General features: G+C 44.5%; 17 protein-coding genes and 1 riboswitch. Of the genes, 10 read left to right on the top strand and 7 right to left on the bottom strand.

The window, feature by feature from the left end; all coding sequences use genetic code 11:
• Nucleotide 1: 1 nt before the first annotated feature.
• The 8 genes from G3341_RS01770 (at nt 2) to G3341_RS01735 (ending at nt 7,445) form a co-directional block, all read left to right on the top strand.
• On the top strand, nt 2-664 hold the full coding sequence (locus G3341_RS01770) for an HAD family hydrolase (RefSeq protein WP_154624793.1): 663 nt from the start codon (nt 2-4) through the stop codon (nt 662-664).
• Nucleotides 665-902: 238 nt separating this feature from the next.
• A riboswitch (TPP riboswitch) is annotated at nt 903-1,014 on the top strand.
• A 200-nt stretch (nt 1,015-1,214) separates the two neighbouring features.
• Complete coding sequence (gene thiC / locus G3341_RS01765; RefSeq protein WP_163860565.1) at nt 1,215-3,164, top strand: phosphomethylpyrimidine synthase ThiC; 1,950 nt, start codon at nt 1,215-1,217, stop codon at nt 3,162-3,164.
• A complete protein-coding gene (gene thiE, locus G3341_RS01760; protein ID WP_154624791.1) occupies nt 3,148-3,786 on the top strand; it encodes a thiamine phosphate synthase in 639 nt (212 codons plus the stop codon). The genes thiC and thiE overlap by 17 nt, the downstream gene beginning before the upstream one ends.
• 62 nt (nt 3,787-3,848) lie before the next feature.
• Nucleotides 3,849-4,607: a HesA/MoeB/ThiF family protein gene (locus G3341_RS01755; protein WP_163860564.1), complete on the top strand. Its 759-nt coding sequence runs from the start codon at nt 3,849-3,851 to the stop codon at nt 4,605-4,607.
• Nucleotides 4,595-4,795 carry a sulfur carrier protein ThiS gene (gene thiS, locus G3341_RS01750; RefSeq protein WP_154624789.1) on the top strand — a complete coding sequence of 67 codons (201 nt, stop codon included), beginning with the start codon at nt 4,595-4,597 and terminating at the stop codon, nt 4,793-4,795. The genes G3341_RS01755 and thiS overlap by 13 nt, the downstream gene beginning before the upstream one ends.
• A 2-nt stretch (nt 4,796-4,797) precedes the next feature.
• A complete protein-coding gene (locus tag G3341_RS01745; protein ID WP_154624788.1) occupies nt 4,798-5,568 on the top strand; it encodes a thiazole synthase in 771 nt (256 codons plus the stop codon).
• Nucleotides 5,565-6,686: a 2-iminoacetate synthase ThiH gene (gene thiH, locus G3341_RS01740; protein ID WP_154624787.1), complete on the top strand. Its 1,122-nt coding sequence runs from the start codon at nt 5,565-5,567 to the stop codon at nt 6,684-6,686. The genes G3341_RS01745 and thiH overlap by 4 nt, the downstream gene beginning before the upstream one ends.
• A gap of 108 nt (nt 6,687-6,794) precedes the next feature.
• Nucleotides 6,795-7,445 carry a hypothetical protein gene (locus G3341_RS01735; protein ID WP_154624786.1) on the top strand — a complete coding sequence of 217 codons (651 nt, stop codon included), beginning with the start codon at nt 6,795-6,797 and terminating at the stop codon, nt 7,443-7,445.
• 53 nt (nt 7,446-7,498) lie between these two features.
• Here the strand turns inward: G3341_RS01735 and G3341_RS01730 are convergent, their stop codons facing one another.
• A complete protein-coding gene (locus G3341_RS01730; RefSeq protein ID WP_154624785.1) occupies nt 7,499-8,812 on the bottom strand; it encodes a uracil/xanthine transporter in 1,314 nt (437 codons plus the stop codon).
• 782 nt (nt 8,813-9,594) lie between these two features.
• Between G3341_RS01730 and pepT the strand changes: the two genes are divergently transcribed.
• Together pepT and dcuC are read left to right on the top strand one after the other, a co-directional pair.
• Nucleotides 9,595-10,848, top strand: coding sequence for a peptidase T (gene pepT, locus G3341_RS01725; protein WP_163860563.1), 1,254 nt, complete (start codon nt 9,595-9,597; stop codon nt 10,846-10,848).
• Nucleotides 10,845-12,218: a C4-dicarboxylate transporter DcuC gene (gene dcuC / locus G3341_RS01720; RefSeq protein WP_154624916.1), complete on the top strand. Its 1,374-nt coding sequence runs from the start codon at nt 10,845-10,847 to the stop codon at nt 12,216-12,218. Before pepT ends, dcuC begins: the two co-directional genes overlap by 4 nt.
• Nucleotides 12,219-12,500: 282 nt before the next feature.
• Here the strand turns inward: dcuC and rpoC are convergent, their stop codons facing one another.
• The 6 genes from rpoC to rplK all read right to left on the bottom strand — a co-directional run bounded on the left by rpoC (nt 12,501) and on the right by rplK (nt 23,577).
• A complete protein-coding gene (gene rpoC, locus G3341_RS01715; RefSeq protein ID WP_163860562.1) occupies nt 12,501-16,721 on the bottom strand; it encodes a DNA-directed RNA polymerase subunit beta' in 4,221 nt (1,406 codons plus the stop codon).
• A gap of 114 nt (nt 16,722-16,835) precedes the next feature.
• Nucleotides 16,836-20,864, bottom strand: coding sequence for a DNA-directed RNA polymerase subunit beta (rpoB, locus tag G3341_RS01710; RefSeq protein ID WP_154624917.1), 4,029 nt, complete (start codon nt 20,862-20,864; stop codon nt 16,836-16,838).
• Nucleotides 20,865-21,212: 348 nt separating this feature from the next.
• Nucleotides 21,213-21,581 (bottom strand): 50S ribosomal protein L7/L12, encoded by a 369-nt coding sequence (gene rplL / locus G3341_RS01705; protein ID WP_004924778.1) that lies wholly within the window; start codon nt 21,579-21,581, stop codon nt 21,213-21,215.
• 60 nt (nt 21,582-21,641) lie between these two features.
• Complete coding sequence (gene rplJ, locus G3341_RS01700) at nt 21,642-22,139, bottom strand: 50S ribosomal protein L10 (RefSeq protein WP_004924776.1); 498 nt, start codon at nt 22,137-22,139, stop codon at nt 21,642-21,644.
• Nucleotides 22,140-22,443: 304 nt separating this feature from the next.
• Nucleotides 22,444-23,145 (bottom strand): 50S ribosomal protein L1, encoded by a 702-nt coding sequence (gene rplA, locus G3341_RS01695; RefSeq protein WP_154624918.1) that lies wholly within the window; start codon nt 23,143-23,145, stop codon nt 22,444-22,446.
• Nucleotides 23,146-23,148: 3 nt separating this feature from the next.
• Complete coding sequence (gene rplK, locus G3341_RS01690) at nt 23,149-23,577, bottom strand: 50S ribosomal protein L11 (protein ID WP_154624919.1); 429 nt, start codon at nt 23,575-23,577, stop codon at nt 23,149-23,151.
• Nucleotides 23,578-23,612: the final 35 nt, after the last annotated feature.

The raw sequence follows: 23,612 nt of genomic DNA, 5'->3' as shown, positions 1-23,612 counted from the left end.
AATGCAAAATAAATTAGCCGTTTTTGATTTAGATGAGACCTTAATTCAAGGTGATAGTAGCGTGTTGTGGACACAATACCTGTGGGATCAGCAAATTATCACAGATCCTCGCTTTGTCGAAGCGGATAAACAGATGATGGCACAATACAATGCGGGTACGCTGGATATGGCAACTTACCTGCGTTTTAGCCTACAGGCTTTAGCTGGGATCAGTACCTCACAAATTGATCTCTGGTTAGCCGATTTTGTTGACACTATGGTGGTACCACGCATCTACCCTGAAGGGATCCGTACTATCGAAAATTATCGACAACACGGCATTCCGATCATAGTGATCTCCGCAACAGTCTCATTTATTGTGAAAAAAATCGCCGAACGTTTAGGCGCTGACGTTGTAATGGGGATCGATATAAAGCAGCAAAATGGCTGCTATACCGATGAAGTCGAAGGTATTGCGACATTTAAAGAAGGTAAAGTCAAACGGCTCCTCCAGTGGATCCGCCACCAGCCAATTACCGATGCCTATATCTATTTTTATACTGATTCCGCTAACGACCTTCCTATGTGTCAATTTGCGGATGAAGTGTTTATTGTTAATGGCGATCAAAAACTACAACGGGCAGCGGAAGAAAATAACTGGCGACAATATACGTGGCAACTTTAACCTTATTTTTAGTTTGAATACGCCATTATTAAAATATTCTTTTCCTTTAAGCCATGTATATGCCATTCCTCGAAACCACGCATATGTCACTTCCTCTAAAGCGCATATAGGAAAGCAAAGATATCCCAAGGAGCATACACACGTATGTGACTTGGGTCGCTGAGCGTAGCCAACACACTGATCGTGTGAAGGATGACAAGGAAAATGCTTGAGAATAACCCAGAGAACACTATACTGGAGTCTCTTGTCGGAGTGCTCAGTGGTGTATACCACGAGCTGAGACCGTTAATTCGGGATCCGCGGAACCTGATCGGGTTAATACCCGCGAAGGGAACAAGAGTAATCATTTAGCGCCCAATTTTGTTTATTTCGCAGCTCATATTGATATTGATGAAAAAACTCACAATATGGCGAAACTAACAGCACAGCAAAATGAAAGCGCAACATCTTACTATTACTCCATCCGAACTCCAGACAAGCAACTTTCTTACGATAAACCAGAACGCTATGCATACCGCATAATCGTTCGTGACAATGTCAGGAAATTGCTATGTCCCAAAATAATATTATCCCTACAACTGACCTTTCACCTAAAGCTGCACCTGCACGAACGCGAAAAGCGCAACGTGATGCTGCTGAGAACTTCATTAACACGGTTTCTGGCGTCTCATTCCCTAATTCCAAACGTATCTATTTAACGGGATCGAGAGAGGATATTCAGGTACCTATGCGAGAAATTCAACTCTCGCCAACACTGATTGGTGGTGATAAAGATAATCCACAATTTGAAGATAATGAAGCGGTGCCCGTTTATGATACGTCGGGTCCTTATGGTGACCCAGACTCGGAACTGAATGTCCATAAAGGATTAAAAAAGATCCGTGAAGGTTGGATCCGCGAACGTAATGATACTGTTCAGGTTGATAATCTCAGCTCTGATTTTACACAACAGCGACTCGCTGATGCGGGGCTAGACCATTTAAGGTTTAATCATCGCCCTCGCCCATTAAAAGCGATCTCTGGCAAGCGTGTCACTCAGTTACACTATGCTCGCCAAGGTATTATTACCCCGGAAATGGAATTTATCGCCATTCGTGAAAATATGGGCCGTGAACGTATTCGTGGTGAGGTATTAAGGCAGCAGCATCCAGGACAAAGTTTTGGGGCGAATCTACCGGAAAACATCACGCCTGAATTCGTTCGTCAAGAAGTCGCAGCGGGTCGTGCCATCATACCCGCCAATATCAATCACCCTGAATCAGAGCCCATGATTATCGGCCGTAACTTCTTAGTGAAGGTGAATGCCAATATCGGTAACTCATCGGTCACTTCATCCATTGAAGAAGAAGTCGAGAAACTGATTTGGTCTACTCGCTGGGGGGCAGATACCGTGATGGATCTGTCTACTGGACGCTATATTCATGAAACTCGCGAATGGATTCTACGCAATAGCCCTGTGCCTATCGGTACTGTTCCTATTTATCAAGCATTAGAGAAAGTCAATGGTGTCGCCGAAAACCTAACATGGGAAATGTTCCGTGATACGTTACTTGAACAGGCAGAACAAGGCGTCGATTACTTCACCATCCATGCAGGCGTATTATTGCGTTATGTTCCAATGACCGCGAAGCGTTTGACAGGCATTGTCTCTCGCGGTGGCTCGATTATGGCGAAATGGTGCCTCTCTCATCATCAAGAAAATTTCTTGTATGAAAATTTCCGTGAAATTTGCGAAATCTGTGCGGCTTATGACGTTTCTTTATCATTAGGGGATGGTTTACGCCCTGGCTCCATTCAAGATGCAAACGATGCTGCACAATTTGCCGAGTTACACACGCTTGGTGAATTGACAAAAATTGCATGGGAATATGATGTACAGGTGATGATTGAAGGGCCGGGGCATGTGCCAATGCAGATGATCCGTCGTAACATGACTGAAGAGCTTGAGCACTGCCATGAAGCACCATTTTATACATTAGGCCCTTTGACTACCGATATTGCACCGGGCTATGACCATTTCACATCAGGCATTGGAGCCGCCATGATTGGTTGGTTTGGTTGCGCAATGCTGTGTTATGTCACGCCTAAAGAGCATCTGGGTTTACCCAATAAAGAAGACGTTAAGCAAGGGTTGATTACCTATAAAATCGCAGCGCATGCCGCTGATCTTGCCAAAGGCCATCCCGGTGCACAAATTCGTGATAATGCCATGTCCAAAGCACGTTTTGAGTTCCGCTGGGAAGACCAATTCAACCTCGCACTCGATCCTGATACTGCCCGTGCTTATCACGACGAAACCTTACCGCAAGCTTCTGGGAAAGTTGCTCATTTCTGCTCTATGTGCGGCCCTAAATTCTGCTCAATGAAAATTTCGCAGGAAGTACGTGACTATGCGGCACAAAAAGAAGCGGGAATGGAACAAATGTCCGAAGCTTTCCGAGCCCATGGTAGTGAGTTATATCATAGCGCTGAGGTCGTATCCGATGACAAAATTGCCTAATACACCTTTTGCCCCTACAGAACATCGACTCGGCCTGTATCCCGTGGTCGACTCTGTCGAATGGATTGATCGTCTACTCAATGCAGGCGTCACAACCATACAGCTCCGTATAAAAGATAAGCGTGAAGATGAAGTTCGTGATGATATCCAACAAGCGATAGCTTTAGGCAAAAAACATCATGCACGGTTATTTATCAATGACTATTGGCGTTTAGCCATTGAGTTTGCTGCCTATGGTGTGCACCTCGGTCAAGAAGACCTAGAAACCGCCGATCTACTTGCTATTCATCAAGCAGGGCTACGTTTAGGTATCTCAACCCATGATGAGCATGAACTCGCCATCGCAAAATCAGTGCGTCCTTCTTATATTGCGATGGGGCATATTTTCCCGACACAAACTAAAGAAATGCCGTCATCTCCTCAAGGATTAAACACGCTAAAAGCCATGGTGGAGGCGACTCCAGACTATCCAACCGTTGCTATCGGTGGCATTTCTATCGATAAAGTGCCCGCCGTACTCGCAACTGGGGTGGGTAGTGTTGCCTTAGTAAGTGCAATTACCAAAGCGGACGATTGGCTAGAGGCAACAAAAACACTTTTGCGCCTCGTAGAAAATCATTGATTACCTGAATCAAACCTACAGCATACTTTCTTGTAGCTGTAGGTGAATTCGAGGAGTTTATCATGTTAAATGATCACGAATTTATGCGTTACAGCCGCCAGCTATTGCTTGAAGATATTGGGCCAGAAGGTCAAACCAAGCTGAAAAACAGTAAAGTGCTCATTGTTGGTCTCGGTGGTTTAGGTGCCCCAGCATCCCTTTATTTGACAGCTGCTGGTGTGGGTGAATTGTGGCTTGCTGACCACGATGAATTGCATCTCTCTAATTTACAAAGGCAAGTTTTATACGGTACCGAAGACATCCCACAATCAAAAGCTAAGCTGGCCTCAGAACGACTGCAACACCTTAATCCATTAGTGACAACCCATGTTTTACAAAAGAAATTAGATAGTCAAAGCTTATTGCCACTTGTCGAGCAAGTCGATCTAGTCCTCGATTGTTGCGATAACATGGCGACGCGTCATGCTGTGAATGAAGCCTGTGTGATAGCCAATAAAACACTCGTTAGCGGGAGTGCTGTTGGGTTTGGTGGACAGTTAATGGTGCTCGAGCCTCCTTTTAATCATGGTTGTTATGCCTGTTTATATCCCGACCAAACGGAGCCTCAACGTAACTGTCGTACCGCTGGTGTTCTTGGGCCTGTCGTTGGTGTCATTGGCACCTTACAAGCCTTAGAGGCGATTAAGCTATTAGTTGGGTTACCTTCCTCTTTAAGTGGAAAATTGCGTTTATTTGATGGCAAACAGCAACAATGGAATACATTGCAGCTAACCCCTTCTATTCAATGTCCTATCTGTCGAGAAGAAACATGCGCCTTATAATTAACGACCAACCAATGGAGTTCGAGGCGCCATTAACGGTGTCTCAATTACTTACCGCGATAGAACGTAGTACCGTTGGTACGGCTTTGGCCATTAACCAAATTATCATTCCTCGTCATCAGTGGGATTCACACCATCTAAATGATCAAGACAATATTTTATTGTTTCAAGCTATCGCTGGAGGCTAATCATGTTAAAAATTGCCGATGTCACTTTTCAATCACGTCTATTTACCGGAACAGGGAAATTTGCCAACCCAACCTTAATGCAAGCGGCAATAACGGCATCAGGTAGCCAGCTCGTTACTATGGCGATGAAACGTGTTGACTTACGTGGCAATGACGATGGAATTTTAAAACCTTTACAAGAACTTGGCGTAAAACTACTCCCCAACACGTCGGGGGCCAAAAATGCTCAAGAAGCCATTTTCGCGGCACGGCTTGCTCGGGAAGCTTTAGGTACGAATTGGGTAAAGTTAGAAATCCACCCAGATGTCAAATACCTACTGCCCGATCCCGTTGAAACCCTTCTTGCAGCAGAGCAGTTGGTCAAAGAAGGCTTTGTGGTACTTCCCTATTGCAGTGCAGATCCGGTTCTCTGTCGACGGCTCGAAGAGGTGGGTTGTGCGGCCGTAATGCCTTTAGGTGCGCCGATTGGAACCAATAAAGGGTTAGTAACCAAGGAGATGCTACGGATCATTATCGAGCAAGCCGCCGTTCCTGTCGTCATTGATGCGGGGATTGGTGCGCCTAGCCATGCCCTTGAAGCCATTGAAATGGGCGCCGATGCGGTATTAGTCAACACGGCCATTGCCGTTGCTAATGATCCGGTACTGATGGCAAACGCATTTAGAGTTTCCCTAGAAGCAGCAGAACTCGCTCGGCAAGCCGGTCTTGCTAGACCTAAACAACATGCTGAAGCATCCAGCCCCTTAACCGAATTTTTGGGAGCACTGCAATGAGTACAAGCTTTCGTCAACGCTGGCAACAGCTCAATTGGGATGACCTTACATTACAAATCTATGCCAAAACAGCTCAAGATGTACAACAGGCACTTGCTAACGACACCCTAACACTCAATGATTTTATGGCGTTACTTTCGCCTGCCGCTCGTCCTTTTCTTGAACAGCTGGCACAGAAAGCTCAAAAGTTGACACGACAACGTTTTGGAAACACGGTCGGATTTTATGTCCCGCTATATCTATCAAATTTATGCGCGAATGATTGCACTTATTGTGGTTTTTCGATGAGTAATCGTATTAAACGAAAAACCTTAGATAAACATGAAATCATTAATGAATGCGAAACGATCCGTCAAATCGGTTTTGATAGCCTGTTACTGGTGACGGGTGAACATCAATCTAAAGTTGGGATGGATTATTTTCGTGAACACTTGCCTACTATACGCAGCTACTTTAGCTCCTTGATGATGGAAGTTCAGCCACTCGCAACTGAAGAGTATGCCGAACTTAAAGCTTTAGGGCTAGATGGCGTCATGGTATATCAAGAAACCTACCATGAACCGGCTTACCAGTTGCACCACCTAAAAGGTAAAAAGCAGGATTTTCACTGGCGATTAGAAACTCCAGACCGTTTAGGACGGGCCGGAATCGATAAGATAGGACTCGGAGCATTAATTGGTTTGTCTAATAGCTGGCGAACTGACTGCTATATGGTGGCAGAACATCTGATTTACCTCCAAAAACACTATTGGCAAAGCCGCTATTCAATCTCATTTCCGCGATTACGTCCTTGTGCTGGTGGCATCGAGCCGGCTTCTTTAATGAATGAAGCTGAACTCGTGCAACTAATTTGTGCCTTTCGTTTATTAGCCCCAGATATTGAGTTATCACTTTCCACTCGTGAATCCCCTTATTTCCGCGATCATGTTGTCCCTCTAGCCATTAATAATGTGAGTGCGGGCTCCAAAACACAACCGGGCGGCTATGCCGATGACCATGCGGAATTAGAACAATTTTCCCCACACGATAATCGTAGCGCTGCCCAAGTTGCCGAATCACTGATCCGTTCAGGATTACAACCTGTTTGGAAAGATTGGGATGGCTACCTAGGCCGTTAAATTATCAGAGATAAACTTCATGGATGAGGTTTATCCCTTTTTTAGCTACTTTTTAACTAGGCTTGTCAGTCTATACTGCATTCTCTTTCCACTATTATCAAATCCACTATGACTGCTAAAAAATGGCCTCTGTGGCTCTTTGCCGCATTATCAGTATGCTTATTGAGTGCCTGTGCGAATGTGCGTTGGCAGCATCCAACACCTTCAACAGAAATCGTCCAATTAATGATGGCGGAAATTCAAGGGGCCAGAAATATAGATGGCGAGGAATATACCGTAGAAGAGACCTTCTCTCGCTTACAGGCACAAAAAGAGATTAAGGGAACTCGCCCTTTTCAGGTCATTACTATCAGTCAAAATCATGAAATAACCATCGAAGGTTATAGTGAGTATTTCGATTCTATTGGCTTGATAACCGATGCGGATTTTGCACGTTTTTCTATTCCGAATAAGCACAACATCCAAGGGTACTACTATTCCTACCGTGGGCAAATGGTCGCCGTAAACTATAGCCTTCCTCATATGGTAAGGGATGCAAACAGTAAAGATAGCTTAGTTCTCCAGACCCAACCAATCACTGATTATCACATCACCGTCGTCTATTTAGATGGTACTCAATACCCATTTAAGTACCGTTCAACATCAGTATCCGCCGGCATGTTTGGTCGTTATAAATCTTACAAAAATAGCTTTGATGGCCGCTTTTATATTCCTACTCATTACCAAACCGGTCGTTATGAGCTCTATGCTCCCCTGTAGCGAATAGGCTTTAGCCTCATTATAAAAATAACATAATGAGGTTTTTACCACTTCTAATGAATATGATCCCACTTAATGCTGTTTTCGAGGATCAATGACAGAATAATCCCCATTAACAAACCATTTCCTAGCAGTGAACTGAACATCATCGGTAGCGAATTCATTACCGCATCAGGTGCTGACATCAAAAAAATCCCAATAAACAGGGGAAGTGCCAAACGATAAATATTACGCGCGTTCAGTTTAATTTCGGCTAAAAATGAAAAAGAAGAGAATAACAGGGGTAAATAGGTTGCTAACATGACAGCACTGCCAATCGCGAGAGGCAATGAGCGAAAAAATTGGGTTAATGCGGCGATAGCCCCAACCAATAACAACAACACGCTACCGATAGTAAAAGAGACTCGTGAAGTGTCTTTCGTTTGTGTAATCAAGCCAATAGATGATACAAAAGGCGAAAATGGCACCACACCTAACGGAGCCGAAAATAAAGTCAAAACACCCGACGCCACAAAACTCCGACGGTAAATAGACTTTGTTAATCCCTTTTGCTGATAAAAAACATCACTTCCACGTATTGCCCCAAAAGTATTTGACGTGTTCAAAATACCGGCCAATATCGCCGTGATCACGATGCTGGGTTGGACTTCATCTGCACGTCCAAAGGGAAACAACTCCCACTTAACTTCCGAAATGGCTGAAATTTTGCCATCAAATAACAGACTATACGCAATCCATCCAATAATGGTTCCACATAATAAGGCGTATTGACTCACGCTTGCGGGTAAAAACACAATCATCGCAATCACCAAAATTAGCACCGCGAATGCTAAAAAGAATACCGGATAATTAACCTCGACATTGGTATCTATGACGCCAAATGGAAGCCCGAGCATACCTTTTAGAAAAATCGAAACTAATTGGGCTCCAAGGAGAAACATAAATACCACTAAAACACCGGGTTTGAACAAACTGGATAACCCATTGCCAATACCTGTGATACCGATTAAGAGGGTAACAATCCCCGACAAAAAAATACCGACGGTTAGACTCCACCCAATGGTTGCTAAAGCGGTTCCTTGCATTGATTCCGAGAGGGTGACGGTCAATATTGTGGCCCACCATAGCCCTGTCGATCCCTCCATCAATGAGCGCTTATGACCTAAAAAAGCTTGAATTAAACAAGCCACAGCGATCAGTAAGAAAGCGTATTGTGTGATAACAAATGTGGTTTCAGCTGTTAAATGAAAAGCCGATTGTAAGGTAGGTGGAATCACGACTGTGTTACAAAAAATAAAGAAGAACCACTGGAAGCCTGAAATAAAACTACTCTTTGTTATTATACTTTTTTGCACTGAAAACCTCATGACTTATTATCATTGCTTGTTAACAGTCTAGTAGCATTTAAATCAAATTTCTAATGATTATTTTTAACTTATCGTTTTGGTTTTTATAGCGTATATAACGCCATATAAGACTATAAGTATATTTTAAATTTTAATCATACTTAGATTTCGGTTATAAATAGAAAATAACCACACCTAATCCTATTTTACTAAAACTTTATTCTATTTCGATTAGCCTTGGCTATTTAAATAATAACATTGTCTATAGACGTCCCTCTCAATTAATTTAACAAAAGCAAAAACAATCAAAAATAATTGAATAAAACACGCCTCGGCAAAAACAAAAGACATTTCAAATCAATATGTTAATAGAAATTAAACACCTGAGTTTTAGTTAAAACTAGCACTGCATCAAGTTAACTCTCTGTTTTAGAATTAAATAAAATTAACCCATTAAATTTATTTAAAAATTTAAACTAAATTATGAGTTTATTTTGATATCATTAACTACCAATAGACAAAAAGGCAATACAAATGAAAGGCTATCTATTTCTCAACAAAAATATTAGATTAAAATCACTAATAAACTTAAAGCCTAGCATCTTAATCTATTAATCGAATAATGTCCTCTACTAATTATCATTTTTCTACACTCGTTGGCATTTTGAAAAAAAATTCACTGGTCAGATATTGGTTCTTTCATTATTCATGATAAAAAAGATTGTGATAAATATGGAAACGACATTTATAACCACAATCATAAAAGAAAACATTCATCATAGTGATGTTGGAGAATGAATATAATGAATATTGTTGATCGGTTTATTTCTTATACCCAAATTAATACCACCACCAATAGGGAAAATGGCGCTGCGGGTATTATGCCCTCTTCTGAAGGTCAGCGCGTTTTAGCCAAAAAACTCGTTCAAGAGCTGGAAGCATTAGGTCTTGAAGAGATTAAACTACGTGATACCGCCATTGTCACTGCAACCTTGCCCTCAAATTTAGATTATGACGTCCCTACCGTTGCTTTCTTTGGTCATCTTGATACGAGTGCTGAACAAACTAATGATACTAAAGCACAAATCCTGCACTATAACGGTGAAGACCTGTGCTTAAATAAACAGCTAAATATCTATCTTCGTCAAAGTGAGTTCCCTGAACTCGCTAACTATCTAGGTGATGATATTATTGTCACGGACGGCACGAGTCTATTGGGTGCCGATGACAAAGCAGCCATAGCCTCTATTATGGATATGCTGCAATACTTCAAACAGAACCCTCAAATTAAACATGGCACCATTAAAGTCGGCTTTGTTCCCGATGAAGAGCAAGGTTTGCGTGGCGCAAAAGCCTTTGATGTACAAGAATTTGGGGCAGACTTTGCCTATACCCTTGATTGCTGTGGTATTGGTGAATTAGTGTATGAAAACTGGAATGCGGGTGACGTTGAAATCGTCTTTACAGGTAAATCCGCCCACCCAATGTCCGCCAAAGGCAAACTCATTAACTCATTATTAATGGCCCATAAATTTATCGCCATGCTACCGGGCGGTGAAGCTCCTGAATACACTGCGGATCGTGAAGGTTACTATTGGGTAAAACAGTTATCAGGTAATAGCGCTCGTACCGTACTCAAAATGGATGTACGTGATTTCACAGAAGATGGTTATCGCGCGCGCATGGCATTTTTGAAAAAATTAGCCGCACACTGTGAAGACTTATGGGGCAAAGAGAGCGTCACTTGTACCCTAGCAGACCGTTATTCTAACGTTTATAACAGCTTACAAGGTGAAAATCGTTACCCTATCGACATCGCTGTAGAGGCTTATCACGCTTGTGGTATTCCCCCAAAAGTGATCCCAATGCGTGGTTGCTACGATGGTGCAGCACTATCGCAAAATGGCTTACCTTGCCCAAATATTTTTACTGGTGCTCATAATTTCCATTCTATTTATGAATATCTTCCAATTAAATCATTATACGCTGCAAGTGATGTGCTAAAACAAGTCGTTCAAATCACTGCTGAACGCTTCAAATCAGGAGCAAAAGCATGATCCCAATTCTAACGGTTCTTATTATCGTTATTTTGGTAGCACGTTTCATTCTGAAGGGTTATAAGGCTGAACCTGTATTATTTATTGCCGGTTTAGCGTTAATGATTATGACCCTCGCCTTAGGTTGGGGTCCTATCTTGCCCAAAAATGTCGCGTCTACTGGTTTAACATGGCTCGATCCCTTTGAGGTTATGCGTGATCTCTTCAGTAGTCGTGCTGCCGATCTCGGTTTAATGATCATGGCACTAATGGGTTTCGCTCATTACATGGATCATATTGGTGCTAACGAAGCCGTCGTGCGTGTTGCAACTAAGCCATTAAAAAATATGCGTTCTCCCTATGTTCTGCTGTTTTTTTCATTTTTACTGGCCAGTATTTTGCAACTCGCGATCCCGTCAGCAACAGGTTTAGCCGTGTTATTGATGGGAACCATGTTTCCTATCATGATTGGATTGGGCTTATCGCCAGCATCAGCTGCGGGGGTCATTGCCACCTCATTAGGCGTTGCTTATACCCCAACCGCTATCGATGCTATCCGTGGCGCCAAAGCGGTTGATATGTCAGTTGTTGAATATGTATTGTATTATCAAGGACCTGCTGCATTAGTTACCGTCTTAGCGGTTGGTATTACACATATCTTCTGGCAACGTCACTGCGATCGCAAAGCAGGCTTTATCCCTGAGATTGGTAAAGCCGTTCAATCTCATGAAAAAGAACCGACAAGCAAAAATATTCCTGGCTACTATGCCATTCTTCCTATGTTGCCCATTATCATGGCGGTAGGTTCTTCAAACCTCTTTTTTGAAGGCATACACCTTGATGTTGTCACCATCGTATTGATTGCAATGGCTATCTGTATGCTTATCGAAACATTACGTATTCGTAATTTCAAAACGGTATGTAATGGCTTCCAGCACTTCTTGAATGGAATGGGGCAGGCTTTTAGTCACGTTGTTGGGCTACTCGTTGCAGCGGGCGTTTTCGCACATGGGATTAAAGTCAGCGGTGCCATTGACCAGTTGATCTTAATGGCGGAATCCGTTGGTTTACCCCCCTTTGCAATGGCACTCGTATTTGCATTGGTCACTCTAGCTGCTGCTGTGATCATGGGTTCAGGTAATGCGCCATTCTTAGCTTTTGTCGAATTGATCCCACAGATCGCACACAGTATGGGGGCTAACCCGATCGCCATGATCTTACCTATGCAGCAGGCTTCTCATATGGGGCGTGGTATGTCACCTGTTGCTGGCGTGATCATTGCCGTTTCCAGTGGCGCTAAATTACAACCTTTTGATGTGGTTAAGCGTACCGCCATCCCACTCATGGTCGGTTTTGTGATTCATTGCACGATCATTGGCGTATTCTATTAGCCCATTTTTACATCGCGGTGATATCACTCAAATGGGGAAATAAATTCCCCATTTTTCTCATCACTGAAATCAGCGACTTTTTAAAATAATAAAAGCAACAGGCTAATTTCATGATCCACTGAATACCTGTGTGAAGTCACGCATACTCACATACCATTTGTTATCACTGTAAAGCAAAGTTCAGGCTGAATGGCTTTTGCTTGAACACACGTTTAAATAAAAAAAAACCGGCGCTATTACAGCGCCGGTTTTATCATTGTGTTCCAATCTGACGAATACGTCTTAATTGTTATCGCTGCTGAATCCTGCATTTAACAGTTCAGCCAAGTTAGCCGTTGCTTCATCCGCACTAACTTGTGGAGCTTCCACAACATCGTTCAGATGACGACGACGGATACGGTCTTGGTGATACGCAAAACCAGTACCTGCTGGGATCAAACGACCCACAATAACGTTTTCTTTCAGACCACGCAGTTCGTCGCGTTTACCTGCAACGGCTGCTTCTGTCAGTACGCGTGTTGTTTCTTGGAACGATGCTGCTGAGATGAAGGATTCTGTTGCCAGAGATGCCTTCGTGATACCCAATAGGTCGCGATCGAACTTAGCTGGGATTTTACCATCCAGCTCAAGTTTACGGTTAGAAACTTTAACACGTGAGTACTCGACCTGCTCGCCTTCAAGGAACTCAGAGCTTCCCGCATCAGCAATAGTCACCTTACGCAGCATCTGACGAACGATAACTTCAATGTGTTTATCGTTAATCTTAACGCCTTGTAAACGGTAAACTTCCTGAACTTCGTTAGTGATATAACGTGTCACTGCATGTACACCACGCAGACGCAAGATATCATGTGGCGACTCAGGGCCATCAGAAATTACATCACCGCGTTCAACGATCTCACCTTCAAATACGTTGAGCTGACGCCATTTAGGGATCATCTCTTCATACGGATCAGAACCATCCATCGGTGTAATCACCAGACGACGTTTACCTTTGGTCTCTTTACCGAAGGAAACAATACCGCTGATCTCAGCCAAAATAGCTGGCTCTTTCGGACGACGCGCTTCAAACAGGTCAGCAACGCGAGGTAGACCACCCGTGATATCTTTAGTTCCCACAGATTCTTGTGGAATACGTGCTAAGGTATCACCGACGTTGATAGCGATGCCATCATCTAACTGAACAATTGCCTTACCTGGTAAGAAATACTGAGCAGGCATGTCGGTGTTAGGGATCAGAACATCGTTACCATTCGCATCAACAACACGAAGTGCTGGACGTAAATCTTTACCACCACTCGTACGCTCTGCTGTATCCAGAACAACGATTGAAGACAGACCGGTTAATTCATCCGTCTGACGCGTCATTGTTTGGCCATCAAGCATGTCTGAGAAGCGAATAATACCGGATACTTCACTGACAACTGGCATGGTATGTGGATCCCAGTTAGCAACGGTTTCACCGCCAGTAACTGCCGCGCCATCGCCTTTAGTCAGGTGCGCACCGTAAGGTACTTTATAGCTCTCTTTAGTACGACCGAACTCATCAATCAGGCGCAATTCGGTATTACGTGAAGTAATAACCAGTTTGCCTTCTGAGTTAGTCACAAATTTCGCGTTAACCAGTTTTAGTGTACCTGGGTTACGAACTTGGATGCTAGATTCTGCTGCCGCACGAGATGCCGCACCACCGATGTGGAACGTACGCATCGTCAACTGTGTACCTGGTTCACCGATTGACTGTGCCGCGATAACCCCGATAGCTTCACCTTTGTTGATGATATGACCACGAGCAAGGTCACGACCATAACAGTGAGCACACACACCGAAGTCAGTTTCACAGCTAACGACTGAACGGACTTTAACGCTGTCGACAGAATTTTCTTCTAACAGGTCACACCATTTTTCGTGTAGCAACGTATTACGTGGAACCAGAATGTCCGCAGTACCTGGGATCAGAATATCTTCTGCCGTCACACGACCCAATACACGCTCACGCAGTGGTTCTTTAACATCACCACCCTCAATAACCGGAGTCATCAAGATACCTTCGTGTGTACCACAGTCGTCTTCAGTCACCACCAAGTCCTGAGCAACGTCAACGAGACGACGAGTCAGATAACCGGAGTTCGCTGTTTTCAATGCCGTATCCGCAAGACCTTTACGAGCACCGTGCGTAGAAATAAAGTACTGGAGAACGTTCAGACCTTCACGGAAGTTTGCCGTGATTGGTGTTTCGATGATTGAGCCATCTGGCTTAGCCATCAGACCACGCATACCGGCTAGCTGACGAATCTGAGCAGCAGAACCACGAGCACCGGAGTCGGCCATCATAAAGATACTGTTGAAAGAAACCTGCTGTTCTTCTTCACCGTCGCGGTTAATCACCGTTTCAGTAGACAGGTTTTCCATCATCGCTTTAGCAACACGTTCGTTAGCCGCAGCCCAGATATCGATAACTTTGTTGTAACGTTCGCCTGCTGTCACCAGACCAGACTGGAACTGTTCCTGAATTTCTGCAACTTCTGCTTCGGCTTCGGCGATGATCCCTGCTTTTTTCTCAGGAATAACCATATCGTCGATACCAACCGATGCACCAGAACGTGCCGCATAGGCAAAACCGGTATACATGATTTGGTCAGCAAAAATAACCGTAGGTTTCAGACCCAGAACACGGTAACAAGTGTTCAGCATTTTAGAGATCGCTTTTTTACCTAACGCTTGGTTAACCAGCGAGTAAGGCAGACCTTTCGGCACGATCATCCACAGAATTGCACGACCAACAGTAGTATCAACCATACTGGTGTTAATCGTAATGTTACCTTCACCGTCTTTCACTTCTTCAGTGATACGGACTTTAACACGGGCATGCAGTGAAGCATGGCCAGAACGGTAAACACGCTCAGCTTCTTTAGGGCCTGCCAGAACCATCCCTTCGCCTTTCGCGTTTACACAGTCACGAGTCATGTAATAGAGACCCAATACAACGTCCTGTGAAGGAACGATGATAGGCTCACCACTCGCTGGTGACAGGATGTTGTTGGTTGACATCATCAACGCACGCGCTTCTAACTGAGCTTCCAGAGTTAGAGGAACGTGTACCGCCATTTGGTCACCATCGAAGTCGGCGTTATATGCCGCACACACCAGAGGGTGCAACTGGATCGCTTTACCTTCGATCAAAATAGGTTCAAAGGCTTGGATACCCAAACGGTGAAGTGTTGGCGCACGGTTCAGCATAACTGGGTGTTCACGGATAACTTCATCCAAGATATCCCATACTACCGCTTCTTCACGCTCAACCATTTTCTTCGCAGCTTTGATGGTTGTTGCCAGACCACGGAGTTCTAATTTGCCATAGATGAATGGTTTGAATAACTCAAGAGCCATTTTCTTAGGCAGACCACACTGATGCAGACGCAGGTATGGACCGACAGTGATAACCGAACGACCTGAGTAGTCAACACGCTTACCAAGCAAGTTCTGACGGAAACGACCTTGTTTACCTTTGATCATATCAGCCAAAGATTTCAGAGGACGTTTATTAGAACCGGTAATTGCACGACCGCGACGACCGTTATCTAACAGAGCATCGACCGCTTCTTGTAACATACGTTTTTCGTTACGTACGATGATGTCTGGCGCAGCCAGATCCAGAAGACGTTTCAGACGGTTGTTACGGTTGATCACACGACGGTAAAGATCGTTCAGATCCGATGTTGCAAAACGGCCACCGTCGAGTGGAACTAATGGACGCAGATCAGGTGGTAGAACTGGCAGAACATTCAAGATCATCCATTCTGGTTTGTTACCAGACTGAATAAATGCTTCTAACAGTTTAATACGCTTAGTCAGCTTCTTACGTTTAGTTTCAGAGTTCGTTTCGTTCAACTCTTCACGTAACGTTTCACACTCGTTCTCAAGATCGAGGTTTTTCAGCAGACCTTGGATTGCTTCCGCACCCATTTTCGCGTCAAATTCGTCACCGAACTCTTCCAGCGCATCTAAGTATTGCTCTTCTGTCAGAATCTGTGAGCGTTCAAGGCTAGTCATACCACCTTCAACAACCACGTAGGATTCAAAGTACAGAACACGCTCGATATCACGCAAAGGCATATCAAGTAGCAAACCGATACGGGATGGCAATGATTTTAAGAACCAGATATGAGCTGTCGGAGAAGCAAGTTCAATATGACCCATGCGCTCACGACGAACTTTAGTCTGGGTGACTTCAACGCCACATTTCTCACAAATCACACCACGGTGTTTTAAACGTTTGTACTTACCGCACAGACATTCGTAGTCTTTTACTGGCCCGAAAATACGCGCACAGAAAAGGCCGTCACGCTCAGGCTTGAACGTACGGTAGTTAATGGTTTCTGGCTTTTTCACTTCACCGAATGACCATGAACGGATCATATCAGGCGATGCCAGAGCAATTTTGATCGCATCAAACTCTTCGGTCTTGGTTTGCGCTTTCAGAAACTTAATTAAGTCTTTCACAAAATGGCTCCTGTCGGAGTTAGACCTGTCAGGTGAGAGGCCCCTGCCTCTCTCCCCTAATCCCAGTACTTATACTGGCCGGAAGGCTAAACCTAGCCTTCCGGTACAAACGAATTACTCGTCTTCCAGTTCGATGTTGATACCCAGTGAACGGATTTCTTTCAACAATACGTTGAAGGACTCCGGCATGCCAGGTTCCATCTGATGGTTGCCATCGACGATGTTTTTATACATCTTCGTACGGCCGTTAACGTCATCCGACTTAACCGTTAGCATCTCTTGGAGTGTATAGGCTGCACCATATGCTTCCAGTGCCCACACTTCCATCTCCCCGAAACGCTGACCACCGAACTGAGCTTTACCACCCAACGGTTGCTGAGTAACCAAGCTGTAAGAACCAGTAGAACGGGCGTGCATTTTATCGTCAACCAAGTGGTTCAGTTTCAGCATATACATGTAACCAACCGTTACCTGACGCTCAAACTTCTCACCTGTACGGCCGTCGAACAATGTAATCTGACCTGAAGTTGGCAGACCACCCAATTTCAATAGTTCTTTAATTTCAATCTCTTTTGCACCATCGAACACTGGTGTTGCGATTGGCATACCTTTTTTCAGGTTTTCAGCCAGACGCATAACTTCTTCGTCAGAGAAAGTATTCAAATCTACTTTCTGGCGAGGGTCATCACCAAGATCGTAGGCTTTCTGGATGAACTCACGCAGTTTGGCGACATCTTGCTGCTGTTTAAGCATAGCATTAATTTTATCACCAATACCTTTCGCAGCCATACCCAAGTGGGTTTCCAGAATCTGACCGATGTTCATACGCGATGGTACGCCCAGCGGGTTCAGAACGATGTCTACAGGGTTACCGTTTTCATCGTAAGGCATATCTTCAACTGGGTTGATTTTTGAGATAACACCTTTGTTACCATGGCGACCCGCCATTTTATCACCCGGTTGGATCTGACGTTTAACGGCCAGATAAACCTTAACAATTTTCAGTACGCCTGGTGCCAAGTCATCACCTTGAGTGATCTTACGGCGTTTAGCATCCAGTTTCTTCTCGAACTCAGATTTCAGTTCATCGTACTGCTCAGCTAATTGTTCTAACTGATTTTGCTTCTCTTCATCAGCCAGAGAAAGCTCTAACCAACGATCGCGAGGCAATTTGTCCAGTTTCTCAGCTTCAATACCGCCGTTAACCAGCACAGAACGGATACGCGCAAACAAACCTGCTTCGAAAATACGTAACTCTTCCGTTAAGTCTTTCTTCGCTTCACGTAACTGAGTTTCTTCAATCTCTAGCGCACGTTTGTCTTTTTCTACACCATCACGGGTGAAGACTTGTACGTCAATGACGGTACCGGAAACACCGTTAGGTACACGCAGAGAAGAGTCTTTAACGTCAGATGCTTTCTCACCAAAGATAGCGCGCAGCAGTTTCTCTTCTGGTGTCAGTTGGGTTTCACCTTTCGGTGTCACTTTACCAACTAGGATATCGCCACCTTTAACTTCAGCGCCGATATACACAATCCCAGACTCATCGAGTTTAGAAAGTGCAGCTTCACCAACGTTAGGAATATCAGCCGTAATTTCTTCAGGCCCCAGTTTTGTGTCACGAGACACACAAGAGAGTTCCTGAATATGAATTGTTGTGAAACGGTCTTCTTGAACAACACGCTCAGAGACAAGGATGGAGTCTTCGAAGTTATAACCATTCCATGGCATAAATGCCACGCGCATGTTTTGGCCAAGAGCCAATTCACCGAGGTCAGTTGAAGGACCATCAGCTAACACGTCACCACGTTCAACTGGCTCACCTAAAGATACACAAGGCATCTGGCTAATACAGGTGTTCTGGTTAGAACGGGTATATTTAGTCAGGTTATAGATATCGATACCAGCTTCACCTGGATACATCTCATCTTCATTAACTTTAATAACGATACGAGAAGCATCAACGTACTGAACAGTACCGCCACGTTTCGCAACAGCCGTTACCCCTGAGTCAACCGCTACTGCACGTTCCATACCTGTACCGACTAAAGGTTTATCAGCACGTAAAGTTGGAACCGCCTGACGTTGCATGTTTGCACCCATCAATGCACGGTTAGCATCATCGTGTTCAAGGAATGGAATCAGTGACGCACCAACAGAAACGACCTGCTGAGTCGAAACGTCCATATATTCAACTTGATCACGGCTGAACAAGCTTGATTCACCATGGTTACGGCAAGTGATCAGCTCTTCAACAAAGCTACCATCTTCCGCTAATACGGTGTTTGCCTGAGCGATGATGAAGTTACCTTCTTCAATGGCAGACAAGTAATGAATTTCGTCAGTAACAAGGCCATCACGCACTAAGCGATAAGGTGTTTCAAGGAAACCGTACTCGTTTGTCTGAGCATACACAGACAAGGAGTTGATCAGACCGATGTTCGGACCTTCAGGGGTTTCAATTGGACAAACACGACCATAGTGAGTTGGGTGTACGTCACGTACCTCAAAGCCCGCACGCTCACGAGTCAGACCACCTGGGCCCAACGCTGAGATACGACGTTTGTGCGTAATTTCAGACAGTGGGTTGTTTTGGTCCATAAACTGAGAAAGCTGGCTGGAACCAAAGAACTCTTTCACTGCCGCAGAAATTGGCTTCGCGTTGATCATATCTTGTGGTACTAATGCATCAAGGTCACCCAGAGAAAGACGCTCTTTCACTGCACGCTCAACACGGACCAGACCAACACGGAATTGGTTTTCTGCCATCTCACCAACAGAACGAATACGACGGTTACCTAAGTGGTCAATATCATCGACTTCGCCTTTACCGTTACGGATATCGATGAGTTTACGCATAACATCAATGATGTCTTCTTCACTCAGGATACCAGAACCTTCGATTTCATCGCGGCCCAGTGAACGGTTAAACTTCATGCGACCAACAGCTGATAGATCATAACGATCTTCTGAGAAGAACAGGTTATCGAACAAGTTCTCAGCAGCTTCACGTGTTGGTGGCTCACCAGGACGCATCATACGGTAGATTTCTACCAACGCGCTCAGGCGGTCATTCGTTGGATCGACACGCAGCGTTTCAGAAATGTAAGCACCGTGGTCTAAGTCGTTGGTAAACAATGTTTCAATTGTTTTATGACCCGCTTGGCTCAGACGTGCCAACATATCCAATGAAAGTTCCATGTTAGCTGCGCAAATCAGCTCACCTGTACTTTCATCAATGTAATCTCTTGCGACCACTTTACCAGCGATGTACTCAACAGGCACTTCGATGCTGTTGACTTCTTCTTTTTCTAGTAAGCGGATATGACGAGCAGTGATACGACGGCCTTTTTCAACATACACTTTGCCGTTTGCTTCAATATCAAAAGAAGCGGTCTCACCACGCAGACGCTCAGGAACTAGCGTCATCATCAGTTTGTTATCGCGGATTTGGAAAACAGTTTTCTCGAAGAACAAATTCAAGATGTCTTCAGTGCTGTAATCCATTGCACGTAGAATAATGGTCGCAGGTAATTTACGGCGACGGTCGATACGTACAAACAGGTTATCTTTCGGATCGAATTCGAAATCAAGCCATGAACCACGGTAAGGGATAATACGCGCGTTATACAGGACTTTACCTGAAGAGTGTGTTTTCCCTTTATCGCTGTCGAAGAAGACACCAGGACTACGGTGTAACTGAGAAACGATAACACGCTCAGTACCGTTGATAACAAAGGTTCCGTTTTCAGTCATGAGTGGAATTTCACCCATGTAGACTTCTTGCTCTTTGATGTCTTTTACGGTGCCTTCTGGTGCTTCACGCTCATAAACAATGAGGCGCAGCTTAACACGCAGTGGTGCAGAGTATGTGACGCCACGAATTTGACATTCTTTAACATCAAATACAGGCTCACCCAGACGATAGCTGACGTATTGCAGTTCAGCATTACCGCTGTAGCTCTGAATAGGAAACACAGAACGGAAAGCTGCTTCCAGCCCGTTCTGACCATCAGGATCTTGCTCGATAAACTTCTGGAACGAGTCAAGTTGGATAGAAAGGAGATAAGGTACATCCAAAACTTGTGGACGTTTACCAAAATCCTTACGAATACGTTTTTTCTCGGTATAGGAGTAAACCATAGGGTTCCTCAGCTCGCTGATCAGTGACCCACTCTGTCCGTCCATAAGGACAGCATCGATAACGCTATTTTTTGAAATGGAAAATGAACACTTTCCGTAATACTCATTGCTATTACTCTTAAATCATTTCATTGTGCCACTCTGACTACCGAGCTACCCGAGCGGGTCGTAGCTGAGAACACAGTATATTAAGTCGTCAATAGAAAGAAGTATTGGAGGGTTTGTTAACATCAAAATTGCGTGAAAAAGCTGTTAACACCCAATCACGCTTTACAGCGCAAAAAGGCTGGTGATTAAAAAATCACCAGCCATCAGCCTTTAAGTTAGGCTGCAAACTGAAAGCTGAACTTATTTAAGCTCAACAGAAGCGCCTGCTTCTTCAAGAGATTTTTTCAGAGCTTCAGCTTCGTCTTTGCTAGCACCTTCTTTGATGGTTGCTGGCGCAGATTCTACCATATCTTTAGCTTCTTTCAGACCCAGACCGGTCGCACCGCGAACTGCTTTGATAACAGCAACTTTGTTACCGCCAACAGAAGCCAGAACAACGTCGAACTCAGTTTTTTCTTCAGCAGCTTCAGCAGCAGCACCTGGAGCAACAGCAACAGCCGCAGCAGCAGAAACGCCGAATTTTTCTTCCATCATAGTGATCAGTTCAACAACGTCCATTACAGACATTTCAGCAACTGCGTCAAGGATTTGGTCTTTAGTGATAGACATAACAAGTGTTCCTAAAATTCAGAAATAGTTTATACGTTAAAAAGCAACGAAGGAAAGGGCTTATGCAGCTTCTTTCTGATCGCGCAGAGCAGCCAGAGTGCGAACCAGTTTGCCTGCAGCGGCTTCTTTCATGGTTGCCATCAGGCGTGCGATTGCTTCTTCGTAAGTTGGGAGTGTTGCCAGACGATCGATATCTTTAGCCTGGATTAACTCACCTTCAAAGGCCGCAGCTTTAATCTCAAATGCTGGATTCGCTTTCGCGAACTCTTTGAACAGACGAGCAGCAGCGCCCGGATGTTCGTTAGAGAAAGCAATCAAGGTTGGACCAACAAACGCGTCTTTCAGGACTTCATAAGAAGTTCCTTCAACAGCACGGCGAATCAGCGTGTTACGAACAACACGGATGTAAACGCCAGCTTCGCGACCTGCTTTACGCAGTTCAGTCATTTTTGCTACAGTTACGCCGCGTGAATCAGCAACAACTGCAGAAAGCGCGCCTTTGGCTACTTCGCTGACTTCAGCAACAATCGCTTGTTTGTCTTGAAGATTTAGTGCCATTAGCTTCTTGCTCCTGGATTAACCGGGAAACCCCGAGGACTCACATCACTCAAACACGACATGTGTTGAGCGCTAAAACACGGTGAGCAGAAGCCAGAATAAAATTCTTGGTATCTCTGTCACCGTCTACGCAGGTAGATTAAGTATCGCTACACCTGCGGTCTTGGACGGGGTCTGGAAAGGCCAGACTCCATACCGAAATTTGTGGTTTATTGATACTAATAACAGTACGAATAAACTCAAGGCGTCAGATTTTATACAAATCTGACGCAAAGGTAAAGTTTAATTACTAAAAGTATTAGTATTAAACTGCTGCTGATAGACCAGCTTGGTCAATAGCAACACCTGCACCCATGGTAGTAGACAGGCTAACTTTCTTGATATACACACCTTTAGCAGAAGCTGGTTTTGCTTTTTTCAGCGCGATCAGCAGTGCTTCTAGGTTTTCTTTCAGTTTGTCAGCATCAAAGTCAACTTTACCGATAGTGGTGTGGATGATACCGTTCTTGTCGTTACGGTAACGAACCTGACCCGCTTTAGCGTTTTGAACTGCTTCAGCAACGTTAGGTGTTACAGTACCTACTTTCGGGTTTGGCATCAGGCCGCGCGGACCCAGGATTTGACCTAATTGGCCAACAACGCGCATTGCATCTGGAGAAGCAATAACAACGTCAAAATCCATTTCGCCAGCTTTGATTTTGTCAGCCAGATCGTCCATACCAACCAGCTCAGCACCTGCTGCTTTAGCAGCTTCTGCGTTTGCGCCTTGAGTAAAGACAGCAACGCGAACTGAACGGCCAGTACCGTGTGGCAGTACAGTTGCACCACGTACGTTCTGGTCAGATTTACGAGCGTCGATGCCAAGGTTAACAGCAACGTCAACGCTTTCGACGAATTTAGCAGTCGCTAATTCTTTCAGCAGAGCAACGGCTTCGTTGATGTCATACTGTTTAGTTGCATCAACTTTTTCACGGATATTGCGCATGCGCTTATTCAGTTTAGCCATTGATTAGTCCTCCACAACCAGGCCCATGGAACGAGCAGTACCTTCGATTGAACGCATCATAGCGTCAATGTCAGCACCAGTCATGTCCGCAGCTTTAGTTTCAGCGATTTCGCGAATCTGAGCAGAGGTCACTTTACCCACTTTGTCTTTGTTCGGCTTACCAGAACCAGACTTAACGCCAGCTGCTTTTTTCAGCAGAACAGCAGCAGGTGGAGTTTTCGTAACGAAAGTGAAAGAACGGTCTGCATAAACAGTGATAACAACAGGAATTGGTAAACCTTTTTCCATGCTGTCTGTTTTTGCGTTGAACGCTTTACAGAATTCCATGATGTTCACACCTTGTTGACCCAGTGCTGGACCAACCGGTGGGCTTGGGTTAGCCATACCAGCTGCAACTTGCAGCTTAACGTAGGCTTGTACTTTCTTAGCCATGAATATTTCCTCTAGATGGGTGATAGCGCCTAGCG

Origin of the sequence: Providencia vermicola (assembly GCF_010748935.1) — a bacterium.
GTDB lineage: Bacteria > Pseudomonadota > Gammaproteobacteria > Enterobacterales > Enterobacteriaceae > Providencia > Providencia zhejiangensis.
The sequence above is the reverse complement of the archived record's forward strand: the minus strand, read 5'-3'. Positions and strand labels throughout refer to the sequence as shown.

Excerpts from the sequence above, each read along its gene's own strand:
- G3341_RS01770 (WP_154624793.1), top strand. The coding sequence starts at position 2 with ATGCAAAATAAATTAGCCGTTTTTGATTTAGATGAGACCTTAATTCAA.
- thiC (WP_163860565.1), top strand. The coding sequence starts at position 1,215 with ATGTCCCAAAATAATATTATCCCTACAACTGACCTTTCACCTAAAGCT.
- thiE (WP_154624791.1), top strand. The coding sequence starts at position 3,148 with ATGACAAAATTGCCTAATACACCTTTTGCCCCTACAGAACATCGACTC.
- G3341_RS01755 (WP_163860564.1), top strand. The coding sequence starts at position 3,849 with ATGTTAAATGATCACGAATTTATGCGTTACAGCCGCCAGCTATTGCTT.
- thiS (WP_154624789.1), top strand. The coding sequence starts at position 4,595 with ATGCGCCTTATAATTAACGACCAACCAATGGAGTTCGAGGCGCCATTA.
- G3341_RS01745 (WP_154624788.1), top strand. The coding sequence starts at position 4,798 with ATGTTAAAAATTGCCGATGTCACTTTTCAATCACGTCTATTTACCGGA.
- thiH (WP_154624787.1), top strand. The coding sequence starts at position 5,565 with ATGAGTACAAGCTTTCGTCAACGCTGGCAACAGCTCAATTGGGATGAC.
- G3341_RS01735 (WP_154624786.1), top strand. The coding sequence starts at position 6,795 with ATGACTGCTAAAAAATGGCCTCTGTGGCTCTTTGCCGCATTATCAGTA.
- G3341_RS01730 (WP_154624785.1), bottom strand. The coding sequence starts at position 8,812 with ATGAGGTTTTCAGTGCAAAAAAGTATAATAACAAAGAGTAGTTTTATT.
- pepT (WP_163860563.1), top strand. The coding sequence starts at position 9,595 with ATGAATATTGTTGATCGGTTTATTTCTTATACCCAAATTAATACCACC.
- dcuC (WP_154624916.1), top strand. The coding sequence starts at position 10,845 with ATGATCCCAATTCTAACGGTTCTTATTATCGTTATTTTGGTAGCACGT.
- rpoB (WP_154624917.1), bottom strand. The coding sequence starts at position 20,864 with ATGGTTTACTCCTATACCGAGAAAAAACGTATTCGTAAGGATTTTGGT.
- rplL (WP_004924778.1), bottom strand. The coding sequence starts at position 21,581 with ATGTCTATCACTAAAGACCAAATCCTTGACGCAGTTGCTGAAATGTCT.
- rplJ (WP_004924776.1), bottom strand. The coding sequence starts at position 22,139 with ATGGCACTAAATCTTCAAGACAAACAAGCGATTGTTGCTGAAGTCAGC.
- rplA (WP_154624918.1), bottom strand. The coding sequence starts at position 23,145 with ATGGCTAAACTGAATAAGCGCATGCGCAATATCCGTGAAAAAGTTGAT.
- rplK (WP_154624919.1), bottom strand. The coding sequence starts at position 23,577 with ATGGCTAAGAAAGTACAAGCCTACGTTAAGCTGCAAGTTGCAGCTGGT.